Origin of the sequence: Streptomyces sp. NPDC014864, from assembly GCF_043081525.1 — a bacterium.
In the GTDB taxonomy this organism is placed as follows: Bacteria; Actinomycetota; Actinomycetes; order Streptomycetales; family Streptomycetaceae; genus Streptomyces.
The window spans coordinates 385,836-405,356 of record NZ_JBIBWT010000002.1 but is presented as its reverse complement, the minus strand read 5'-3'; the positions used below and the strand labels follow the sequence as shown (position 1 = coordinate 405,356).

Below are 19,521 nucleotides of genomic sequence, written 5' to 3'. Positions count from 1 at the left end.
AGGAAAGGCGGCGGGCTCGATAGACCTCCGAGCACAAGTGCAGACGGCCTCCGCCGGGCAAAGGGGACTCCGGCGCCGGTCTGCAGGATGTGCGTCAGGGCGCCGTGCCTGTGGGCGCGGGCGGCTTTCCCGCCGTCGCGTTTCCGGCCGGCCCGTTCGGCGGCGAGAGCGTTCGACGGCGGCGAGTTGTCGGGCGATGTCCATCAGCCACACTTCCGGGGCGATGGACCGTGGAGGCACGGCCGGCGCGGCTCTCACCCACACCCACGAGATGGGCATGACCTCGTCAGACACCGTGCCGGCCGACCCAGCTTCCTCCAAGGCCCTCGAAGCCGTTCATGTGACGCTCGGGGTGATTGGCTGCTCTGGTGTGCTGCTGGTTTGTTGAGGGGTGGAGTGATGCCTACTCTCAGCCCGGCCCCTGCGCCGGGCCCGGCCTTGTTCCCGTCTCGTCGGGGCGCCCGGACACAGTCCCGCTTCCCCGATTTGGTCGGGTCGTCCGGTCGGCGGCTCTCGTTCGAGGCGCTGCAACGCCGCGCAGCTTCCTGCGGAGGGACGGCCGTACGGCCGGCCGGGGGATGCCTGCGCACTTCATGCTGCTCTGCCAGGGCAGGAGGGGGTGTTCTTTTTCGGCCTGGGGTGCGGAGGCGTTCAGCAGGCGGGCTCTGCGAATCTCGACCGGTAACAGCCGATGGGGGCGCTGGCGGGAGCGAACGACGCCGTCCGGTTCCCGGTGAGGAGGCGAGAGGCATGACCGTGATGGGTGTGTCGAAGTTCGAGAGGTTCTTCCGCGCCGCCGCAGGCCTCGACGTGGACAAGAACGACCTGAAGCGGTACGGCGACTTCGTCGACGCCAAGCTCTACGACCTCCTGGTCGTCGGCCAGGCGTCGGCCAAGGCCAACGGCCGGGATACCGTCGAACCGTGGGACCTACCGATCACCAAGGGCCTCCAGGAGAGCATCCACCGGTTCCGGCGGCTCGACGAGGAGGTCGAGGTGAAGCCGATCCTGGAACAGCTAGCCGCGCACCCTCCCCTCGACAGGACACCCACCGAGGAGACCGAAGAGCGCTACCCCGAGATCATCGGCGGTCTCAGCGTCGCCCTCGCCGAGACGCTCAAAATCATGTATCCGGATGTCAAGAATCCGCAGACCAGTCACTGGGAGGGCGTGACGGCGGTGTTCGACCGGCTGCTGTAGCACTCGCGCCCCGGTGCGTGTCGCCGGACTCGTCTCAGACCGGGAAGGCCGAGCCGCCCCGGATCGTCTCCCACGAACTCATCTGGAACAAGGCAGCAAACCGATACACGGATACCAGCATGTCGGCGCCCACGACGACGGCTGGACGGAGGTCGTCCTCGCCCGGACGGCAGCTGTCACTGACCCCGCGCACATACACGGTTGGGGCACCTTGGGCCGGGCCTTGCAGTCCCCGGTCCGGAGAAGGGATCCGGACGGGCCCTGCCGGGTGTCCCTGCCGCTCGCGTCCCACAACCAGCGACTCGTGAAGGGAGCCGGACCATGACACAGGAACTGCGGGGGATGCGGGTGGGGATTCTGGCCACCGACGGCGTCGAGCGCGTGGAACTCGACCAGCCGCGCGGTGCGCTGCAGGGCGCAGGGGCGAAGACCGAGATCGTCTCGCTCCACCACGGCGAGATCCAGGCCCGCCAGTTCGACCTCAACGCGGCAGGAACCTTCCCCGTGGACCGCCTGGTCGCCGACGCCTCCGTCAACGACTACCACGCCCTGCTCCTGCCCGGCGGCACCATGAACCCCGACCAGCTGCGCATGGACCGCGACGCGGTGCAGTTCGTCAAGGACTTCATGGCCAGCGGAAAACCGGTCGCAGCGATCTGCCACGGCCCGTGGACCCTGGCGGAAGCCGACGCCGTGCGCGGCCGCCGCCTGACGTCCTGGCCCAGCATCCGCACCGACCTGCGCAACGCCGGCGCGGAGGTCGTCGCCGACCAGGAGGTGGTCGTCGACGGGCAGCTCGTCACCAGCCGCGGCCCGGCCGACCTGCCCGCCTTCTGCGCCGCCGTCGTGGAGCAGTTCGCCCGGGCGCACCACCCCATGCCCGGCTGACCCGGGGGCCTGGTCGCAGGCGGTGCCCAGTGGGGGCCCGCTGGGCCCGCTCTCCACCCCACAGCCCAGTCAGCCGGGGCGGTCACCTCCGTACCGCCGCCGGTCCGTAGCATCGCGCAGCCGTCGAATGCCGGCACGCCCAAGTGAACATCAAGATGCGCCGCGTCACCGAACTCATCGTGGAACGGGCCCAGACGGGACACCTCGAGGGCAATATCCGCCACAAGCTGGAACGCAGCACGGCGACGCGTGCGACCCTGCGCCCCCCGAAGCCGGCTGACCGGTACTCAGCCGCTCGCTCTGTCGTCAGGAGCGCGCGAGCCGGGCCGCGAGATAGGGTGCGGTGGCGCTGCGGCGGGCCCTCGCCACCTTGGCCGGCGGGCCCGCCGCGACCACCCGCCCGCCCGCGTCGCCGCCGCCCGGACCGAGGTCGATGACCCAGTCGGCGGTGGCGATCGTGTCCAGGTCGTGCTCGACGAGGACGACCGTGTTACCGGCGTCGACGAGCCGGTGCAACTGTCGCAGCAGCAGCGCGATGTCCGAAGGGTGCAGCCCCGCCGTCGGCTCGTCGAGCAGGTAGAGCGCGTGCCCGCGGCGGGCTCGCTGCAGTTCGGTCGCCAGTTTGATGCGTTGCGCCTCACCGCCGCTGAGTTCCGTCGCGGGCTGGCCCAGCCGCAGGTACCCCAGCCCCACCTCGCGCAATGTCTCCAGACTGCGGGAGGCGGCCGGGACGGCGGACAGGAACTTGGCGGCGGCATCGACGGACAGCGCCAGTACTTCCGCGATGTTCTTGCCGCGGTAGGTGACTTCCAGCGTTTCGGCGTTGTACCGGGCGCCTTCGCAGGTCGGGCACGGCGCGTAGGTGCCGGGCAGGAACAGCAGTTCCACCGCGACGAATCCTTCGCCCTGGCAGGTCTCGCACCGCCCTTCGGGCACGTTGAAGGAGAACCGCCCGGCCGAGTAGCCGCGCACCCTGGCTTCGTCCGTCGCCGCGTACAGCTTGCGCACCGCGTCGAACATCCCGGTGTAGGTGGCCAGGTTGGACCGGGGAGTTCGGCCGATGGGCCGTTGGTCGACCCGGACCAGCCGGTCGAACGACTCGACCCCCGCCGCGTCCTGGACGTCGACCTCCAGCTGCGCCTCGTCGTGTTCCTCGGGTACGAGTCCGAGGTGGCCGCGGACGACCTCGGCGAGCACCTGCGTCACCAGCGTCGACTTTCCGGAACCGGACACGCCGGTCACCGCCGTCAGTACGCAGAGCGGTACGTCGACGGACACGTCGTGCAGATTGTGGCGGGAGACGCCGCGCAGGTGCAGCCAGCCGTGCGGTGTGCGCGGGCGGTGGTCGAGCGGCTGGGCGCGCCCGAACAGGTACTGGCTCGTAGCCGACTCCGCGACCCGCTCAAGACCGGCGACCGGGCCGCTGTACAGCACGCGTCCGCCGCCCTCGCCCGCGCCGGGGCCGATGTCGACCACCCAGTCCGCCCGCCGTACGACGTCCATGTCGTGCTCCACGACGAACAGCGAGTTGCCCGCCGCCTTGAGGCGGTCCAGCACGTCCAGCAGCGGTTCCGCGTCAGCCGGGTGCAGGCCCGCGGAGGGTTCGTCGAGGACGTAGACGACGCCGAACAGCCCCGAGCGCAGCTGGGTGGCGATCCGCAGGCGCTGCGCCTCGCCTGGCGACAGGGTCGTCGAGCGGCGCCCGAGGCTGAGATATCCGAGGCCCAGGTCGAGCAGTACGTCCATCCGCGCGACCAGGTCGCCGCAGATCCGGACCGCGACCTCGGTCGTCTCCCCGGATCGGGCGGTCGATGTGGTGGCGTCGGCCTCGGACCGCCCCGCGACGGGCCGCAGCAGCGCCACGACCTCGGTGAGCGGCATCGCGTTGATCTCGGCGATGGAACGTCCGGCGAAGGTCACGGCGAGCGCCTCGGGCCGCAGTCCGCTGCCGTGACACGCGGGGCAGGGCACACTCCTGACGAACCGGAGCGCCCGTTCGCGCATCTTCTCGCTCTTGGAGTCGGCGAGGACGTGCATGACGTGCTTGCGGGCGCTCCAGAACTTGCCCTGGTAGCCGTAGTCGACGCGGTCCTCCTCCGGCTCGATGTACACGGAGGGCTGCTCGTCCGTGTACAGCAGCCAGTCCCGGTCCTTCTTCCTGAGCCTGCGCCACGGTCGGTCGATGTCGATCCCCAGGCCGTTCACGACACTGCGCAGGTTGGCGCCCTGCCAGGCGCCCGGCCAGGCGGCGATCGCCCCCTCGCGGATGCTCAGCGAGGGGTCCGGGACGAGCAGGTCCTCGGCGACGTCGTGCACGACGCCCAGTCCGTGGCACTCCGGGCAGGCGCCGGCCGCGGTGTTGGGTGAGAACGACTCGGCTTCCAGCCGCGCGGCCCCGGGCGGATAGGTGCCGGCGCGGGAGTACAGCATGCGCAGCAGGTTGGACAGCGTGGTGAGGGTGCCGACCGTCGAGCGCGAGCTGGGCGACCCGCGTCGCTGCTGCAGGGCCACGGCCGGTGGCAGTCCGGTGATTTCCTGCACGTGCGGTGCGCCGACCTGTTGCAACAGCCTTCGGACGTACGGTGCCACGGACTCGAAGTAGCGCCGCTGGGCCTCCGCGTAGAGCGTGCCGAACGCGAGCGAGGACTTGCCCGAACCGGAGACGCCGGTGAAGGCGACCATCGCGTCCCGCGGAACGTCGACATCGATGTTCCGCAGGTTGTTCTCACTGGCGCCCCGGACATGCACGAAGGCGTCGGTCGCGTCCTTGTTCACCGTTCCTGATTACCTGATCGCGCCGGGAACCGCGCGACAGCACCGCCACCGGGCCCCGCTCACGAGCGTCCGGGTTCGCGGTGGCGCACGCAACCGTGGCCCCGTGGTGGAGCAGGCCCCGCACGGGGAGGACGAGGAGATCCGACCGTACCGCCCGCACCTGCTCGTGGGGGCCAGCGTGTCACGCGGCGTCGGCGTTACCACGGGGGCATCCTGTGGCCACGTGCGATCGCGGGGGCAGCCGACGAAAAGGAGCCATGCGGGTGTCGTCTCAGGCCGTTACGGTCGTGGTTCTCTTGGCGGATCCGGACTCGCCCACGGAGATCGCGCAGCGCATGGCCCGGATACTTCCTGCTCGGCTCGCCGACAAGTGGGGCCAGGGGCGACGGTTCGACGTCGAGGTGGTCAGTGAGCCCTTCACCGCAGGAACCGAGGACCTGCCCACCTTGATGCGCCGGATCATGGACCGCGGAAGTGCGGAGAGTTGGGACATCGTCGTGGCCCTCACCGACCTTCCGCTGCACTCACACGGGCGCAAGCTCGTGGTGGATCTGAGTCACGAACACGGCTTGGCGCTGCTGTCCCTTCCCCCGCTGGGGTGCTTGCGTCTGCAGACGAGGGCCCGGCGGGCCGTGGAAGAAGCCGTGCTCAGCTTGGCCGGCCCGCGGGCCACCGGGGCTGAAGGACCTCCGCAGAGTCAGCCGCTTCTGGCGCCCTTCGTCAGTCGTCTCGCGCCTATTCACCCGGGCCAGGTCGGTGAGGAGGAGACCGCTGATCTCCGGTACGTCATCAGCGGGCCGCGCGGTTACCTGAGGGTGCTCCTCGGAATGGTGCGCGCCAACCGGCCGTGGCGCTTGGTGCCGGGCTTGTCGAAAGCCCTGGCGGCCGCACTCGCCACGGGAGCAGTCGCCACCGTGAACTCCACCATCTGGAACCTGGCCGAGTCCCTGAGCACGCCACGCCTCGTGATCGCCACGGTCGGGTCCGTCGCGCTCATGATCGGCTGGCTGATCGTGGACGCGCAGCTGTGGCATCTATCAGCAGAGGTCTCGCGGGACGCGAGGCAGAGGGCGAGGCTCTACAACGCCTCGACGGTCATGACCGTGGGTATCGGGGTGCTCGTCTGCTACGCGGGTTTGATCGTCATCAACTTGCTGTGGGCCCTGTTCATCCTCAACGACCAAGTGTTCGCCTCCACGACACGAACCCCGCTGCACGCCGCGGAATACTGGACTCTGGCCTGGTTCGTCGCCTCGGTCGCCACGGTGGGCGGCGCGCTGGGATCAGGCCTGGAGAGCGACGAGGCGATCCGGGCAGCCGCCTACTCCAAGCGCGAACAGGAACGCCGCCGCATGCTCCAGGACGACGACGGTGACCAGTTGGTGACCTGAGTCGGAGATTCGTCGTTGGTGATTGGTGATTGGTGGTCGTCCGCGTACGAGGATTCCGCTGATCGATCGGTGCGTGGTCGTTTCGCGTCGGGGGCCGCCGGGGACTCGGACGGCACGCCGCCGGAGCGCCGAAACTCCGCCCGGCAAGCCGACGGCGGCACTGCCGTCCCGCCTGAACCGGGTGAGCGGCCCGCAGAGGCATGCCGGAGCCATGGACCCCGTCGCACCAACTCCCGGGAGTCAGGCTCTTTGCGCCGTCTCCATCACGGGGGCTGAGGAACATCCGTGTCAGATCGTGCGCTAAGCGTTCGTCGGCCCTGGTGGGCGGCTGACAGGGCGCCGGCGGTGGGACCGGTCTGAAGTTGTTCCACGGATAACGCCCTATTATCTGCGGGAGCTTGGTTCGTCACCTGCGGTGACGTTCTCCGGGCCGTACGTGAAGCGGCCCTGTTATCCGTGGCAAGGGGGAAGCGGTGCCCACCGTGGTGCAACTGCCGGCCGGGAAGGCGTTGACCGTCCGCGCGGCCGCAGACGCCTTCCTCGACTCGCTGCGCAATCCGAACACGGTCCGCAGCTACGGAGTCGGCGTCGGCAAGACCGCCGAGCGGATCGGGGAGGCCCGCCCGCTGGGGTCGGTCGCGGACGACGAGATCGGCGAGGCACTGGAACTGCTGTGGGGCACTGCGGCGGTCAACACCTGGAACGCCCGCCGAGCGGCAGTGCTCTCCTGGCTGGGCTGGTGCGAGTCGTATGGCTACGACGGCCCGGCGGTCCCGGCCTGGACGAAGCGGCTGGCGGTGCCGGACTCCGAGACCCCGGCCCGATCGAAGATGGCCGTGGACCGACTCATCGCCCGCCGCGAGGTCCACCTGCGGGAGAAGACGCTGTGGCGGATGCTCTACGAGACCGCCGCCCGCGCGGAGGAGATCCTCGGTGTGAACATCGAGGACCTGGACCTCTCCGCCCGCCGCTGCCCGGTGAAGGCCAAGGGCGCCCGCAGCAAGGCCCGCCGCCGCGGTCAGGCGCGCGAGGACTTCGTGCTGGAGACCGTCTACTGGGACGCTGGCACCGCCCGTCTCCTGCCCCGGCTGCTGCGCGGCCGTATCCGCGGGCCGGTGTTCGTCACCCATCGCCGCCCAGGCCCGGGGAAGGTGGTCAGCCCGCGCGACGTGTGCCCGGACACCGGCCTGGCCCGCCTCTCCTATGGCCAGGCCCGCGCCCTGCTCGACGAGCACACCGCCGTGCGTGGGCCGGGGACGGGCTGGGACCTGCACGAGTACCGTCATTCCGCCCTGACCCACCTGGGCGAGCAGGGTGCCTCCCTGCTGATGCTGATGGCGAAGTCGAGGCACAAGAAGCCGGAAAACGTCCGCCGCTACTTCAAGCCGTCCCCCGAGGCGATCTCGGAGTTGACCAGTCTGCTCGCACCTGGCGACAGCCGCCGGTGAATGTGCGGTGCTGCCGAGACGGGTGCGTATCCACGTCCGCGTCTCCCCCGGTCCGATGCGGGCCGTGGTGGGACTGGGGCACTTGCTATAATCCACAAGTCGGCCTTCGGCGCCCCAGGTTGGGTGCGCGCGAAGGCTTTTTTCATGCCTTCTGACACATCTGCCTCCGGCACACCTCCCACCACCTACCGTGACCTGCTCCGCAACCGTGAATTCGTCGGCCTGTACGCCAGCTTCACACTGACGGTCGCCGCGAGCACCTTGTCGGGCTTCGCGCTCGGCACGCTGGTCAACCAGCAGACCAAGTCCCCGTTCCTGACCGCTGTGAGCATGTACGGCGCCACCTTCGCGACGGTACTCGGTGCGCTGACGCTGATGTCGGTCGCGGACGGAAGCCGTCCTCGCCGGACCCTTGTCGCGCTCCAGTGCGTCTCGCTCGTAGGTGTTGCTGCACAGGCGATTCCAGGGCTGCCGCTCGCCGCCCGGTTCGGTCTGCTCCTTGTACTGGGGTTCTTCCAGTCCCTGGGAACGGGCACACGGATGGGGCTGCTCGCCGAGGTAGTGCCGACCTCCGCCTATGCACTGGCACGTTCGCTGATGAACATCACCTCGGGAGGCATGGCCATCCTCGGCTACGCCATCGGCGCCGTACTGCTGCGGTACCTGAGCCCGCAGGAGGTCTTCGCCGTCGCGACCGCCCTGACCGGCGGTGGATTGATCATTGTGGCGGTGACGGTCCGGGAACGCTCGATCCGTCTGACCCGGCGCCCTGGACTGCGCCAGACCTGGACGACGAACATCGAGCTCTTCTCCCACTCCGGCCAACGCGCACTGTTGCTGAACCTGTGGGTCCCCAATGGCCTGATCGTTGGCTGCGAGGCCCTGTTCATCTCCTACGCCCCCCATCACGCCGGCGTCTTCCTGGCCGCCGGATCGGCAGGCATGCTCCTCGGTGACCTTGCGGTCGGGCGGCTGTTCACCGCCGAGCAGCGGCGCCGCTACGCATTCGCCCTGCGACTGCTGCTCGCCGCCCCCTACCTGCTGTTCGCCGTCCACCCGCCCCTGCTGGTGGCGACCGCCGCGGTGTTCATCGCCAGTGCCGGATTCGCTGCCACCCTGCCGCTCCAGAAGCAGCTTCTGGAGCTGACCCCTGATCCAGTCCGTGGCCAGGTCCAGGGAGTTGAGTCCGCCGGCCGGATGACGTGGCAAGGTATCGGAGCCGCGATCGCTGGCGGCATTGCCCAGCACTTCACTGCTGGCACGGCCATCACCTTTGTGGCCGCCGTCTCCATCGCCATCACCGTTTTCTCCCGGCCCTTCGTGGTCCGCGCCCGAGCCGTCCGCGTCCAGGCAGCCAACGCATAGAGTTCCCAGGACGGTGCGAGCGGCGGGCGCGGCCAGACGCGCCCGCCGCGTCTCGCTACTCGTCGACAGCGTCCGGGGCACGGAGGGGCCGCATTCCGCCGGGCAGGTCGGGGAGCTGGAAGGAGTACCGGCCCAGCACGTTGATGTGGTGGCGCACGAACGGGGAGAGCCGGGCCACGTCCTCGTCGCGGACCTCGAAACCGTCCGCGCGCAGCTGGTTCACGGCGGCGTCCATGTAGCGGGTGTTGAACAGCACGAGCGCGTTCAGGACCAGGCCCAGGGCGCCGATCTGGTCCTCCATACCTTCCTGGTAGCGCTGGTAGAGCTGCCCGGCCCGGCCGTGGAAGATCTTCCGGGCCAGTGCGTGGCGGCCCTCCTGGAGGTTGGCCTGCACCTTGATCTGCCGCCGGTAGCCGGGCTCGTCGGCCAGGCGCAGGATGTGCAGGGTCTTCGCGATCCGCCCGTAGTGGGCGATCGCGTCGCCCAGCGGCGTGGGGCGTCCGTCGCGGGAGAGCATCCGGATGACGTCGTAGGCGCGGACGGCACCGGTGTGGATGGAGCCGATGATCCGCAGGATGTCCTCCCAGTGCCGCTCGATGCGGGCGAGGTCGATCCGGCCACGGGCCGCGTCCTGGAAGGCGCCGTAGTCGGCCGTACGATCGACGCGCCACATCTTCTGATCGGGCAGGTCCGCGAGCTGCGGGGCGTAGGCGAACCCAGCCAGGGTGAGCAGGCCGAAGACAATGTCGCTGTAGCTCGCGGTGTCTGTGACGATCATCTCCGGACGGCGGCCGCCATCGCGGTCGTAGAGGACGTCGAGCACATACAGGGAGTCGCGCGGGGTGCCGGCCACCACCTTCCCGCCCAGCCCCGCCGCCTGGTCGTTGATCATGTTGAGCCACGTCGCGCCGCCCCGGCGCCCGAAGTACTTCGGGTTCGGTCGTGCGTACACCGACGGCACGGGGACGACGAACCGCATCCCGTCCACCGAGGCGACCAGGCCCCCGCCCCACGTCTGGGCAAGCGGGATGGGCGCCTGGTGCTCAATGAGGGTCGCGTTCGCGGCCCGGTACGTTGCCAGCCGCAGGTACGTCTGGTCGACGTGGGACAGCCGCCCGTACTTCAGCGGGTCCGCGCCGCCCATCACCGGGGTATAGCCGACGTTGCAGCCGTGGGCGACCAGCAGCGCGGCGATCGTGACGTTCAGGTCCTTCAGACGGGCCTCGCCGCCGGTGACCGAGGTGAACGCCTGGTCGGCGCCGGTCCAGGAGAACACCTCCAGCAGCACCTCGGGCAGGTCCACCCTCGGCAACATTGCATTCACCGCGGCCCGCAGCTCCAGCAGGGAAGCCGGCTCGGGCTCCGGCTCCAGGGCCGCGAAGTGCAGACGGCCGTCGTCGTCGAAGACGATCTGCGCGTTGTCCGGGACCCGGGCGGCGACCTCCCGGTAGGTGCCGTCCAGCAGCGCGGCCCGCGCCGCCAAGTGCCCGCCCGCCTCCCCGGGCAGGTTCAGCGAGGCCAGCACGGTCGGCCGGGCCTGCTGCCACGCCTGCCCGGCCAGCAGCTTCGCCCGCGGGTCACCCCACTTCGAGGAGTTCTTCGCGAAGACCTGCTTGCTGCGAAGCATTCGGTGCAGGTGCTCCAGCACGCAGAACGTGTACGCCTTCCAGTCCACCGTGCCCGGCTCCAGGTGCGGTGCCGCCAGGACCAGGCGCCGCCAGGAGCCGATGAGCAGGCCAGCGTCGATCTCGGCCGGGCCGACCTTCTTGCGGCCCATCAGCTCCGGCAGGGACAGCAACGCGCCAAGTACTGCCTCACCTTCCGGGGTGGCGTCGAAGTCCACCACGGTGACCAGCAGCTTCAAGAACGGGCGGACGGTGCCGAACCGGTTGATCAGCATGGCCCGCCATGCCTCGTCGGCATCCGAGTCCAGCGGCGGGGTCAGCTCGAACAGCGCGGCGATCGCTGCGGCCAGCTCGTGCCGGGGCACCACCTGCTCGATGGCCGCCCACATCCCTTCCAGGCTCTCCACCTTCGGCGGGGCGATCTCCCCGGTGTCGGTGTCGACCTGCTCGCTCGTGGTGTCGAACACGACCTGGAACGCGGTCGCCAGCTTCGCCGACGCCCGCTCCACCTGCGGCAGGTTCTTCAGCTTCTCCTTCGCGCTCTCGCGCTCCGCCCTGGCCAGCAGCTTCGTCGCGATCAGCACCTCCAGCAGGTCCAGCGCGTCGTCCACCGCCCGCGACGTGAGGTACACGGTGGTGGCCAGCAGCGTCGCCAGGCGGCGAGCGTCGGAGTGCCGACGCAGCAGCGACGCCTTGCCGTCCACCCCGTACCGGGACAACTCCGCCAGCCGCCGCGGAGGTATCCGCGACACATCAACGGCGCCCATCCCGAAAGCGGCGATCTCCTCCGCCCGCTCCAGCGCCCGCTTCATCTGCGGACCCGACACCCGCACCGGCCCCCGGCGCAGCCGGTCCAGCTCCGAGACCCGCTCCCCGGGCGGCACCGTCAGCAAAGAGTCCAGCACCGCCCGCTGCCCGGTGCTCAGCATCCCGTACAGGGTGTCCCACAGCCGCTGGTTCGCCACCTCCCGCACCGTGCCCACCAGCCGGGCCAGACGGCTCGCCCCCGGCAGCAGCACCCGGCCCTCGCGTAGCCAGCCCGCCGCCGCGTCGAACAACGCCTTCGGCCCGTCCCCCGTCGTCCACGCCCGCGCGTCCAGCCAGGCCGCCAACTCCTCGCGGACCTCGGCGAAGTCCCGCCAGCCCTCGGCTTCTTGGATCTCCCCTGCGTGCGTACGGGCAGTGCCATCCCGCTCGCCGTACAGCTTCAGGCACGAGGCGTCCTCGATCTCCAACTGCCCGGCCAGGTACTCGGCCACCTCCACCGGCACCTGCCGCGGGTCCGGTATGAACCGGCCCAAAAACCGCACGCTCGTGAGCTGGACCGCGTACCCGAGCCGGTTGTGCGACCGCCGCTTGGCCTGCACCGCCTCCCGGTCCGCGTCGTCCAGGAAGAAGTACCGCTCCAGCTCCGCCCGTGAGGGCGCCTCGTGGAACGACCCGTACCGGGCCGCCTGCTCATCCGTCAGGAACTCGACCGCCACAACAGCTCTCCGAAGATCGACAACAACGACCCGCGAAGGCTCTGACGCTCAATCACCCCAGGTCAAAGCAACAAACAGCCCGGCGAATCCTTAGCGCACGATCTGACACGGATGTTCCTCAGCCCCCATCACCGCCGTGCCGCGGTCATGCCGCGGCGCCGAAGGAATCCTCATGAAAGCAGCGGTATACGAAGGTCCGCGAACGGTCGCAGTGAAGGACGTTCCGGACGCGAAGATCGAACACCCCTGCGACATCATCGTCAAGATCACCACTACCAACATCTGCGGTTCGGATCTGCACATGTACGAGGGCCGCACCTCGTTCGAGTCCGGCCGCACCCTGGGACACGAGAACATGGGCCAGGTCGTGGAGGTCGGCTCGGCCGTCCGCAAGGTCCGGGTCGGGGAGTATGTGGTCCTGCCCTTCAACATCGCCTGCGGCTTCTGCAAGCAGTGCGAACGGGGTCTGACCAACTACTGCCTGACCATGCAGCCGGAACCGGCCCTCGCCGGAGCCGCCTACGGATTCGCCGACATGGGCCCCTACCAGGGCGGCCAGGCGGAACTGCTGCGCGTGCCCTACGGCGACTTCAACGCGCTGCGCCTGGGCGAGGACGCCGTCGAGCGGCAGACCGACTACGTGATGCTCGCCGGCATCTTCCCCACCGGGTATCACGCCACCGAGATGGCCCACGTCAAACCGGGCGACCAGACCATCGTCTTCGGAGCCGGTCCCGTCGGGCTGATGGCGACCTACTCCGCCCTCATCAAGGGCGCCGGCCGCGTCTGGGTGGCCGACCACCAGCCCGACCGGCTGCGCAAGGCGGAGGAGATCGGAGCCATCCCGATCAACACCACCGAGCAGAACCCGGCGGAGGTCGTCAAGGAGGCCACCCTCGGTCTGGGCGCCGACAACGGCTGTGAGTGCGTCGGCTACCAGGCGCACGACCCCGACGGGCACGAGGACGCCAGCCTCACGCTCAACGGGCTGATCAACTCGGTCAGGTTCACGGGCGACATCGGCGTGGTGGGCGTGTTCCTGCCCCAGGACCCCGGAGGCCAGGAGGCCCAGGGCGAGCTGGAGGCGCAGGGCAAGGTCCCGATCGACTTCGGCTTGATGTGGTTCAAGGGCCAGCGCATGGGCACCGGGCAGGCGCCGGTGAAGAGGTACAACCGGGCGCTGCGGGATCTGATCGCCGGCGAGAAGGCGAAGCCGAGCTTCGTCGTCTCCCACGACCTCAACCTGGACGAGGCCCCCACCGCCTACGAGCACTTCGACGCCCGTGACGAGGGCTGGACCAAGGTGGTCCTGCATCCGAACGGACACGGGAACGGCCACAAGCGGTAAGAGACCCGGGGCCGTCCCGCCTGTTTCCCCCGGGCCGTCCGGGGGGCGGGTGGCTATCTGCCCGTCCTCCGGACGGGGCGGGGGCAATCGCCCGCGCTCCGGCCGGACTGAACCCCGGCGATCGCCCGCGCTCCGACCCGGAGGACGGACGGTGGACGCTCAACAGTGTCCACAGTGGCAGCACCCCGTCCAGCGGCTGCGGCCGCCGGCCAGTCCGCTGGCGGTGTGGGAGGCTTCCTCGCCCGACGGCTGCCGCACCTCAACCAGGCCGACGCGACCCGGCAGGCCGTTCCGGCTAGGCTCACACTCGTGACGTGGCTGCGGGCCTTCGGGGAGGTCGTGCGATCTGGGCTCACGATCGAGGAGACGCGGCTGGAGCCCCTGCTCGCGCTGCGCACGGCCGCGGGGGTGGCGATCGTCATCGGGCCGACGCTGTGGCTGGTCTCCCCTGCGTATGCCGCGTCCGCCGCCCTCGGCGCCTACTCCGCAGGTGGGGCCACCTTCCAGCGCACCTGGCGCCCACGCAAGGTGATCGCGCTCGGCGCGGGCGCGGGTCTGGCGCTCAGCACCTTCGTGGGCTACCTGGCGGCGGGGCGACTCGTGACATTCCTCCCCCTGCTGGCCGTATGGGCCTTTGCCGCGGGGATGGCGTGGGCCGTCGGATCGACCGCTGGGATCGTCGCAGCGACGACCGTGGGCAGCATGTTGGTGACCGTCACCCTGCCCACGAGCGTCGAGCGAGCCCTGGAGCACGCCGGGGTCATCGCGCTCGGGGGCGTGGTGCAGGCCGTGTTGATCTTGCTGTTCCCGATCCGGCGTTGGGGGGCGCATCGTGACGCGCTCGCCGACGCCCTGGCCGCCGTGGCGGACTACGCCCGCCGGCTGCGGCACGACCCGACCGCCCCGTTCGACCCGGAACCGTTGATGACGGCCCGGGACGCAGCCGCCGTGACGCCGTCACAGGCCCGCACCCGTCCCCACGTCCTCCACGGCCCCCGGGGGCTCGCCGAGCGCATTCGGCCGGTCGTCGCCGCGCTCGCCGACCCGGACGTCGGCGCCCCGGCGGAGGGACCCGGGCGGGACCGCGCGCGGGAGTTGCTCGACGCAGCCGCCGACGTCCTGGATGCGGCCGCCCGTTCGATCCGCCGCGGCACTCCCGCCGAGGTGCGGCCCCGGAGCACGGACGTCCTGCGCGTCGACGAGGAGCACGAGGTGCTGGAGGGCCCCGCGCGGCAAGCCGCCGAGCAGCTCGTGGAACTGCTCGGCGAGGCGTTGGAGATCGCCGGGAGCGGCGGCGCGCGCGGGAGGACGCCCACGCCGCCCGGCCCGGCCGGCGCCCCGTTCCTGGTGCGCCCGACAATGTTCCGGCTGGTCCCGGTCGTCGTCCGGGCGGTCCGCCGTGAGCTCCGCCGGGACTCGCCCGTGTTCCGGCACGCCGTCCGCCTGGCGGCGGTGGCCACGATCGGCTACCTGATCGCCGCCCGGCTCCCTCTGGGCCACGGCTACTGGGCGCCCATCGCCTCGGTGATGGTGATGCGGCCGGACTTCCACCGGACGTACGCGCGTGCGGTGGCCCGTCTCGCCGGGACCCTGGCGGGGGTCGCGCTCGCCACCGGGATGGTGCGGGCCCTGGGGCCGGACGCCCATGTGTTCGGCGCGCTGGCGGTGGTCTCGGCGGGCCTGTCGTACACGCTGATCCGTACCGGCTACGCCTACTCCCAGTGCTTCACCGCCGCGTACGTCGTCTTCCTGCTCGGCATGGGCGGCCAGGCATGGGAGCAGACGGTCCCGGAGCGGGTGGTGCTCACCCTGCTCGGCGGGGCCCTGGCCATGCTGGCGTACGTGGTGTACCCCGCATGGGAGACACCCCGGCTGCCCGCTCGGCTTGCGGACTGGCTCGCCGCCAACGGCCGCTACGCGGCCGCGGTGCTCCGCAACTACGCCGAACCGACCCGGGAGCATCACGCCGACATGCGCAGGGCACTGCTGGCGAGCAGGGAGGCACGTGCCGCCTGGCAGGAGGCATACGAACAGGCAAGGCGGGAACCGGTCCGCCCCAGAGGTCTGACGTCGCGCGAGGCGCGGGAGGCGCAGGAAGCGCTCAAGGGGTTCGGCCGGGCGGCGATGCTCATGGAGAGCCACGTCCCGCGGGCCGACAGCCGTTTCATCCCCGAGGCGGAGCGGTTCGCCGAGGCCCTGGAGGCGGACACCGCGAAGGCGGCAGTCGACGTGCGCGAGCACAGGAATCCGGACTGGGGGCGCGTGGAGGAGGCGCTCCACGCGTGGGAGGACGCCGCCGCCGGCAACGGGAGCCCGGTCGGGCGGCGCGAGGCGGAACTGCAAAAACGGGCCTTGGAAGACCTCGCGACGGCCGTGAGCCGCACACCCCTGGAACGGGACGTCGGCTCTGCTCGCGAGGACCAGCGGGTGCGGGCGACCCTGGCTGCGGAAGGTGACGGATCAGGACCCGCGCACCGAGGTGGGTGACGGCGGCGGCGACGGGGAGCGCGGCGCCTCCCGGAGCGGGAAAGAGTCTCCCGGCCGCGTCGAGCGCCGCCACACGTACGCCGCTGTCGCCATCACGAGGATCAGACCCGCCAGGATCAGCAGTTCGACGCCCTCGACGTTCCACCGGAAGGACTTCTCCGCCTCGGCCGTCACGATGAGCACCTTGCGGATGCCGGCAATCAGGCCCACGACGAGGAAGGGCTCCGCATCGAGGGTCTGGTTCCTGATGGTGAGGCGGACGGTGTGGAGCAGCTCAGCCACGATGAACAGCACAAGGCTGTTGTCCAGGGCGGAGAGAACGACCGTCTCCTCGTGGTACGGCCCCTGGACCGACCTGATGACGTCGTGGACGACCCCAACGCCCAGGAGCCCCGCGAGCAGTACGAGGAACGCCGCGACGACGAGGTGGATGCCGTCCTCGATGAGCTGCAGGAGGCCCTGTACCCGGCCGCCCTCAATCTTCGGGAGAATGGGTCGCACAATCAGCATGCTAGGGGTGCCCCGGCCCGCAGGCGCGGCGTGCTGCCGAACGGGTGGACCGGCGGACCCCTCTCTGTGGCAGGAGGGGCCTGCCCTCCGATATGGCCCGGAACCTCGTCCTGAAGCGACGCGGGAGACAGGTGACCTCCTACGCCGGAGCGGGCGCGGCACGCCCGGTCACTCCGCGTTTGCGGCGCGCACGTCAACAACCTCCCGGAATTCCTGGTCCTCCACGAAAGTCGGGTCCCGGTGACACGGCCCGAAGGCCCATTGGGACGTGAGCGGCGGAGGGGGGAAGGTGGGATGGCAACTGACCCGTGCTTCGGGTGCGGGCCCCTCCGCCCGGCCACTGGGCACTGCCGGACATTCCTCCGGCTCTACGCCGACGCGTTCCCCTGTGCGGGAGGGCGGACGAAGCCCCTCAGGCAGCGGCCGCCGTTGCTCGCCCGCTGCCGGCACGGGCATTCCAGAGCTGGACGAGCAAACGCATGACGAGCGCCTCGATCACGGCAAACGCCACCTTGGTGAGCAGCGAGGTCAACAGATGCGGCACGGGGTGACACCTTTCGCGTGAATGCCTTATGTACGTTCCCTTTGTCCGCTGTCGTGACGTCGCATGGACGGACCTAAGGTGACCGCAGGGTTAACTTCAGACGTCGTACCGGGGTGGGCGGTGCCCGACTGCACCGCACCTCGGGCTGCTTCCTTTCGGGGCGCGGTGGATGCCGTCGACCCAGACGTAGACGAAGTCGGTGCATGCGCCTGGAGGAGGCCAAGGCCGCCGGTCTGTCGGGGGCGGCAGGGAAGAGCTTGCGCGGGGCTTTTCAGAAGCCGAGCGTGCCGTCGCCGACGGCAAGCATCAGGGCATGCATGCCTGGCAGCCGGGCCGCTGACCTGGCTATGGTCTTCAAGCTGGTCGAGTCCGTCCACAGCCGGTGGCCCGCGGTGAACGCACCCATCTGGTTGCCCTAGTCCGGGCCGGCGCCCGCTTCGAACGAGGCACGCTCGTCGAACGTTCCCCTCCGGAGGCAGCGTGATCACTCTCAAGCCGCAAACCATCCGCACCGACCGGCTGACCCTACTCCCCTTGCAGGTCGGCCACGCCGACGAGATGGCCACCGTGCTGTCCGACCCCGACCTGCACGCCTTCATCGGAGGCGCTCCGGAGAGCGCCCAGGCCCTCCGCACCCGCTACGAACGCTGGGCCGACGGCTCGCCCGACCCCTCACAGTCCTGGTGCAACTGGGTGATCCAGCTCCGCGACACGGCCCGTCTGACCGGCACGCTCCAGGCGACGATCACAGCCGACGGTCACGGAGCCGCCGCGGAGATCGCCTGGGTGGTGGGAACTCCCTGGCAGCGGCGCGGCATCGCCACCGAGGCAGCCCAAGGCCTTGTCGCCTGGCTCCGGGAACACCCCGTGCGCACGGTCAACGCCCACATCCACCCGGACCACACGGCATCCGCCGCCGTCGCCACCGCAGCCGGGCTCACTCCCACCGACCAGTGGCACGACGGAGAGATCAAATGGCAGCTGACAACCAGCTGACCATGTGCCTCCACAGTTCTTGACGCTTACTCTTCCCGCAGTTCGAGCCGGTCCTGGAAGCGATCCAGGACCCCCGCATGGTCCTGGTCGGCCCCACATCTGATGTCTGACTCGTGATGTCGGCCGGCCCTCCGTGAGCAGGTCGGCTCGGCGGCGAGGCTGACCGTCCGCTCGCCTGCCACCGTCGCACGGAAAACCGGTGTCGCCGACTCCTGAGCCGTGCCTACTGTTCCGGCTCATGGATGACACCATCGCCCCACCGCGGCTGACTCGACTCACCTTCCACGGCCCCCTCTCCGAGGACCGGGCTGCCAGGATGATTCGCCGGCTCACGGACCGACCAGCCCACACCGCCCCGACTACCGTGCTCGACATCGGCTGCGGCTGGGGCGAGTTCATGCTCCGCCTCCTCGAGGGGACACCCGGCGCGACCGGTGTCGGCATCGACCTCAACGACGACGACCTCGCCCGCGGGCGCGCCAACGCCAAGGCTCGCGGGCTGGCCGAGCGCGTCCGCTTCGTCCAGGAGTCAGCTGTCGACACCGTCCAAGGCCCCGCCGACATCGTCCTGTGCTTCAGCGCCAGCCACGCTCTCAGCAACGCCCAGCCCCCAGACCACACCGCCGCCGCACTGCACGTCCTCCGCCGCCTGGTGACGCCGGGCGGCCGTGTCCTTCTCGGTGAGGGCTTCTGGCAGCGTCCACCCACTCCGAGCGAGTTGTCGGCCATGTGGCCCGAGGCCTCTGCTTCCGAGTTCCACGACCTCTCCGACCTCGTCGACCTCGCCATCGCTGCGGGCTTCCGTCCTGCCTGGATCGAGACCGCCAACGACGACGAATGGGAGCACTTCGAGTCTGCATACCAGTCCGACGTCGAGGAATGGCTCGCCGCCCACCCCGATCACCCTCTCGCGAGAGACACCCGCGACCGGGTAGACCGCCACCGCAGTATGTGGCTCCGGGGTTACAACCGCGTCATGGGCCTGGCCTACTTGACCCTCGTCCCCGTGAACTGAGCAGCGAGACCTGGGTTTTCCGGGGCGGTGATCAGCCGTCCAAGGTCAGCCCGGTGCCGGGAGGTAGCCGTCAACCGGGCCAGGGCGATACTGGATCGTCTTGAGCCGGCGTTCGACGGCCCGGGTGAGGTGGCCAAAGTCCGCTGCGGCGAAGTTGCCGATGTCGCACTTGACCAGCGAACAAACACCCTCAGTGGGGTCGAGGTCAGGTGCGGAGGCGGGCAGCTGGACGACGGTGAGCCAGCCGGCGTTCGCATCGATGAACTCCCGCACTCCGGCGGTGAGGTGGAGGCAGACGTTGTCCCGGACCAGTACGATCGGGCCGCCGAGCTGCCTTCCCCGCCAGACACGGGCGTGAGTCTGGGAACACACCTTGATGACTCATGTCATCGGCGCTTCATCGCGGGCAAGGCATACCTGCGCCCCAGCCCTGCTCGGGTCGCCT

General features: G+C 70.1%; 15 protein-coding genes and 1 pseudogene. 11 read left to right on the top strand and 5 right to left on the bottom strand.

Features of this window, described 5'->3' with window-relative positions; translation table 11 throughout:
- The first annotated feature begins 196 nt into the window (after positions 1-196).
- The 3 genes from ACF1A5_RS05790 to ACF1A5_RS05780 all read left to right on the top strand — a co-directional run bounded on the left by ACF1A5_RS05790 (position 197) and on the right by ACF1A5_RS05780 (position 2,088).
- A complete protein-coding gene (locus ACF1A5_RS05790; RefSeq protein ID WP_392191560.1) occupies positions 197-388 on the top strand; it encodes a hypothetical protein in 192 nt (63 codons plus the stop codon).
- A gap of 362 nt (positions 389-750) precedes the next feature.
- Positions 751-1,200, top strand: a complete 450-nt coding sequence (locus tag ACF1A5_RS05785) for a DUF1931 family protein (RefSeq protein ID WP_392191559.1) — start codon at positions 751-753, stop codon at positions 1,198-1,200.
- Positions 1,201-1,521: 321 nt separating this feature from the next.
- Positions 1,522-2,088 carry a type 1 glutamine amidotransferase domain-containing protein gene (locus ACF1A5_RS05780; protein ID WP_392191558.1) on the top strand — a complete coding sequence of 189 codons (567 nt, stop codon included), beginning with the start codon at positions 1,522-1,524 and terminating at the stop codon, positions 2,086-2,088.
- A gap of 306 nt (positions 2,089-2,394) precedes the next feature.
- On the opposite strand, the gene uvrA is transcribed toward ACF1A5_RS05780, so the two are convergent.
- Entirely contained in the window at positions 2,395-4,863 is a 2,469-nt protein-coding gene (gene uvrA / locus ACF1A5_RS05775) for an excinuclease ABC subunit UvrA (RefSeq protein WP_392191557.1), read from the bottom strand.
- 257 nt (positions 4,864-5,120) lie between these two features.
- Here uvrA and ACF1A5_RS05770 point away from each other — a divergent pair, with 257 nt between their 5' ends.
- The 3 genes from ACF1A5_RS05770 (at position 5,121) to ACF1A5_RS05760 (ending at position 9,067) form a co-directional block, all read left to right on the top strand.
- Positions 5,121-6,254, top strand: a complete 1,134-nt coding sequence (locus tag ACF1A5_RS05770) for a hypothetical protein (protein WP_392191556.1) — start codon at positions 5,121-5,123, stop codon at positions 6,252-6,254.
- A gap of 473 nt (positions 6,255-6,727) precedes the next feature.
- Positions 6,728-7,702: a tyrosine-type recombinase/integrase gene (locus tag ACF1A5_RS05765; RefSeq protein ID WP_392191555.1), complete on the top strand. Its 975-nt coding sequence runs from the start codon at positions 6,728-6,730 to the stop codon at positions 7,700-7,702.
- A 144-nt stretch (positions 7,703-7,846) separates the two neighbouring features.
- Entirely contained in the window at positions 7,847-9,067 is a 1,221-nt protein-coding gene (locus tag ACF1A5_RS05760) for an MFS transporter (RefSeq protein WP_392191554.1), read from the top strand.
- 55 nt (positions 9,068-9,122) lie between these two features.
- On the opposite strand, the gene ACF1A5_RS05755 is transcribed toward ACF1A5_RS05760, so the two are convergent.
- A complete protein-coding gene (locus tag ACF1A5_RS05755; RefSeq protein WP_392191553.1) occupies positions 9,123-12,176 on the bottom strand; it encodes a Tn3 family transposase in 3,054 nt (1,017 codons plus the stop codon).
- Positions 12,177-12,348: 172 nt separating this feature from the next.
- Between ACF1A5_RS05755 and ACF1A5_RS05750 the strand changes: the two genes are divergently transcribed.
- Entirely contained in the window at positions 12,349-13,524 is a 1,176-nt protein-coding gene (locus tag ACF1A5_RS05750; RefSeq protein ID WP_392191552.1) for a glutathione-independent formaldehyde dehydrogenase, read from the top strand.
- A gap of 309 nt (positions 13,525-13,833) precedes the next feature.
- Positions 13,834-16,011 carry an FUSC family protein gene (locus tag ACF1A5_RS05745; protein ID WP_392191551.1) on the top strand — a complete coding sequence of 726 codons (2,178 nt, stop codon included), beginning with the start codon at positions 13,834-13,836 and terminating at the stop codon, positions 16,009-16,011.
- Here the strand turns inward: ACF1A5_RS05745 and ACF1A5_RS05740 are convergent.
- Both ACF1A5_RS05740 and ACF1A5_RS05735 read right to left on the bottom strand, forming a co-directional pair.
- Positions 15,985-16,521: a phosphate-starvation-inducible PsiE family protein gene (locus ACF1A5_RS05740; protein ID WP_392191550.1), complete on the bottom strand. Its 537-nt coding sequence runs from the start codon at positions 16,519-16,521 to the stop codon at positions 15,985-15,987. The genes ACF1A5_RS05745 and ACF1A5_RS05740 overlap by 27 nt on opposite strands.
- Before the next feature lie 412 nt (positions 16,522-16,933).
- Positions 16,934-17,065: a hypothetical protein gene (locus ACF1A5_RS05735; protein ID WP_392191549.1), complete on the bottom strand. Its 132-nt coding sequence runs from the start codon at positions 17,063-17,065 to the stop codon at positions 16,934-16,936.
- Between the two features lie 320 nt (positions 17,066-17,385).
- On the opposite strand from ACF1A5_RS05735, the pseudogene ACF1A5_RS05730 reads away from it, so the two are divergent.
- From ACF1A5_RS05730 to ACF1A5_RS05720, 3 genes and pseudogenes are all read left to right on the top strand, one after another.
- Positions 17,386-17,549, top strand: a pseudogene (locus ACF1A5_RS05730) (IS256 family transposase); the annotation flags it as partial.
- Positions 17,546-18,061, top strand: a complete 516-nt coding sequence (locus tag ACF1A5_RS05725; protein ID WP_392191548.1) for a GNAT family N-acetyltransferase — start codon at positions 17,546-17,548, stop codon at positions 18,059-18,061. The pseudogene ACF1A5_RS05730 and the gene ACF1A5_RS05725, both read left to right, overlap by 4 nt.
- Positions 18,062-18,299: 238 nt before the next feature.
- On the top strand, positions 18,300-19,076 hold the full coding sequence (locus ACF1A5_RS05720; protein ID WP_392191547.1) for an SAM-dependent methyltransferase: 777 nt from the start codon (positions 18,300-18,302) through the stop codon (positions 19,074-19,076).
- A gap of 45 nt (positions 19,077-19,121) precedes the next feature.
- On the opposite strand, the gene ACF1A5_RS05715 is transcribed toward ACF1A5_RS05720, so the two are convergent.
- Complete coding sequence (locus tag ACF1A5_RS05715; RefSeq protein ID WP_392191546.1) at positions 19,122-19,448, bottom strand: transposase; 327 nt, start codon at positions 19,446-19,448, stop codon at positions 19,122-19,124.
- Positions 19,449-19,521: the final 73 nt, after the last annotated feature.

Excerpts from the sequence above, each read along its gene's own strand:
- ACF1A5_RS05740 (WP_392191550.1), bottom strand. The coding sequence starts at position 16,521 with ATGCTGATTGTGCGACCCATTCTCCCGAAGATTGAGGGCGGCCGGGTA.
- ACF1A5_RS05750 (WP_392191552.1), top strand. The coding sequence starts at position 12,349 with ATGAAAGCAGCGGTATACGAAGGTCCGCGAACGGTCGCAGTGAAGGAC.
- ACF1A5_RS05760 (WP_392191554.1), top strand. The coding sequence starts at position 7,847 with ATGCCTTCTGACACATCTGCCTCCGGCACACCTCCCACCACCTACCGT.
- ACF1A5_RS05790 (WP_392191560.1), top strand. The coding sequence starts at position 197 with ATGTCCATCAGCCACACTTCCGGGGCGATGGACCGTGGAGGCACGGCC.
- ACF1A5_RS05720 (WP_392191547.1), top strand. The coding sequence starts at position 18,300 with ATGGATGACACCATCGCCCCACCGCGGCTGACTCGACTCACCTTCCAC.
- ACF1A5_RS05780 (WP_392191558.1), top strand. The coding sequence starts at position 1,522 with ATGACACAGGAACTGCGGGGGATGCGGGTGGGGATTCTGGCCACCGAC.
- ACF1A5_RS05770 (WP_392191556.1), top strand. The coding sequence starts at position 5,121 with ATGCGGGTGTCGTCTCAGGCCGTTACGGTCGTGGTTCTCTTGGCGGAT.
- ACF1A5_RS05785 (WP_392191559.1), top strand. The coding sequence starts at position 751 with ATGACCGTGATGGGTGTGTCGAAGTTCGAGAGGTTCTTCCGCGCCGCC.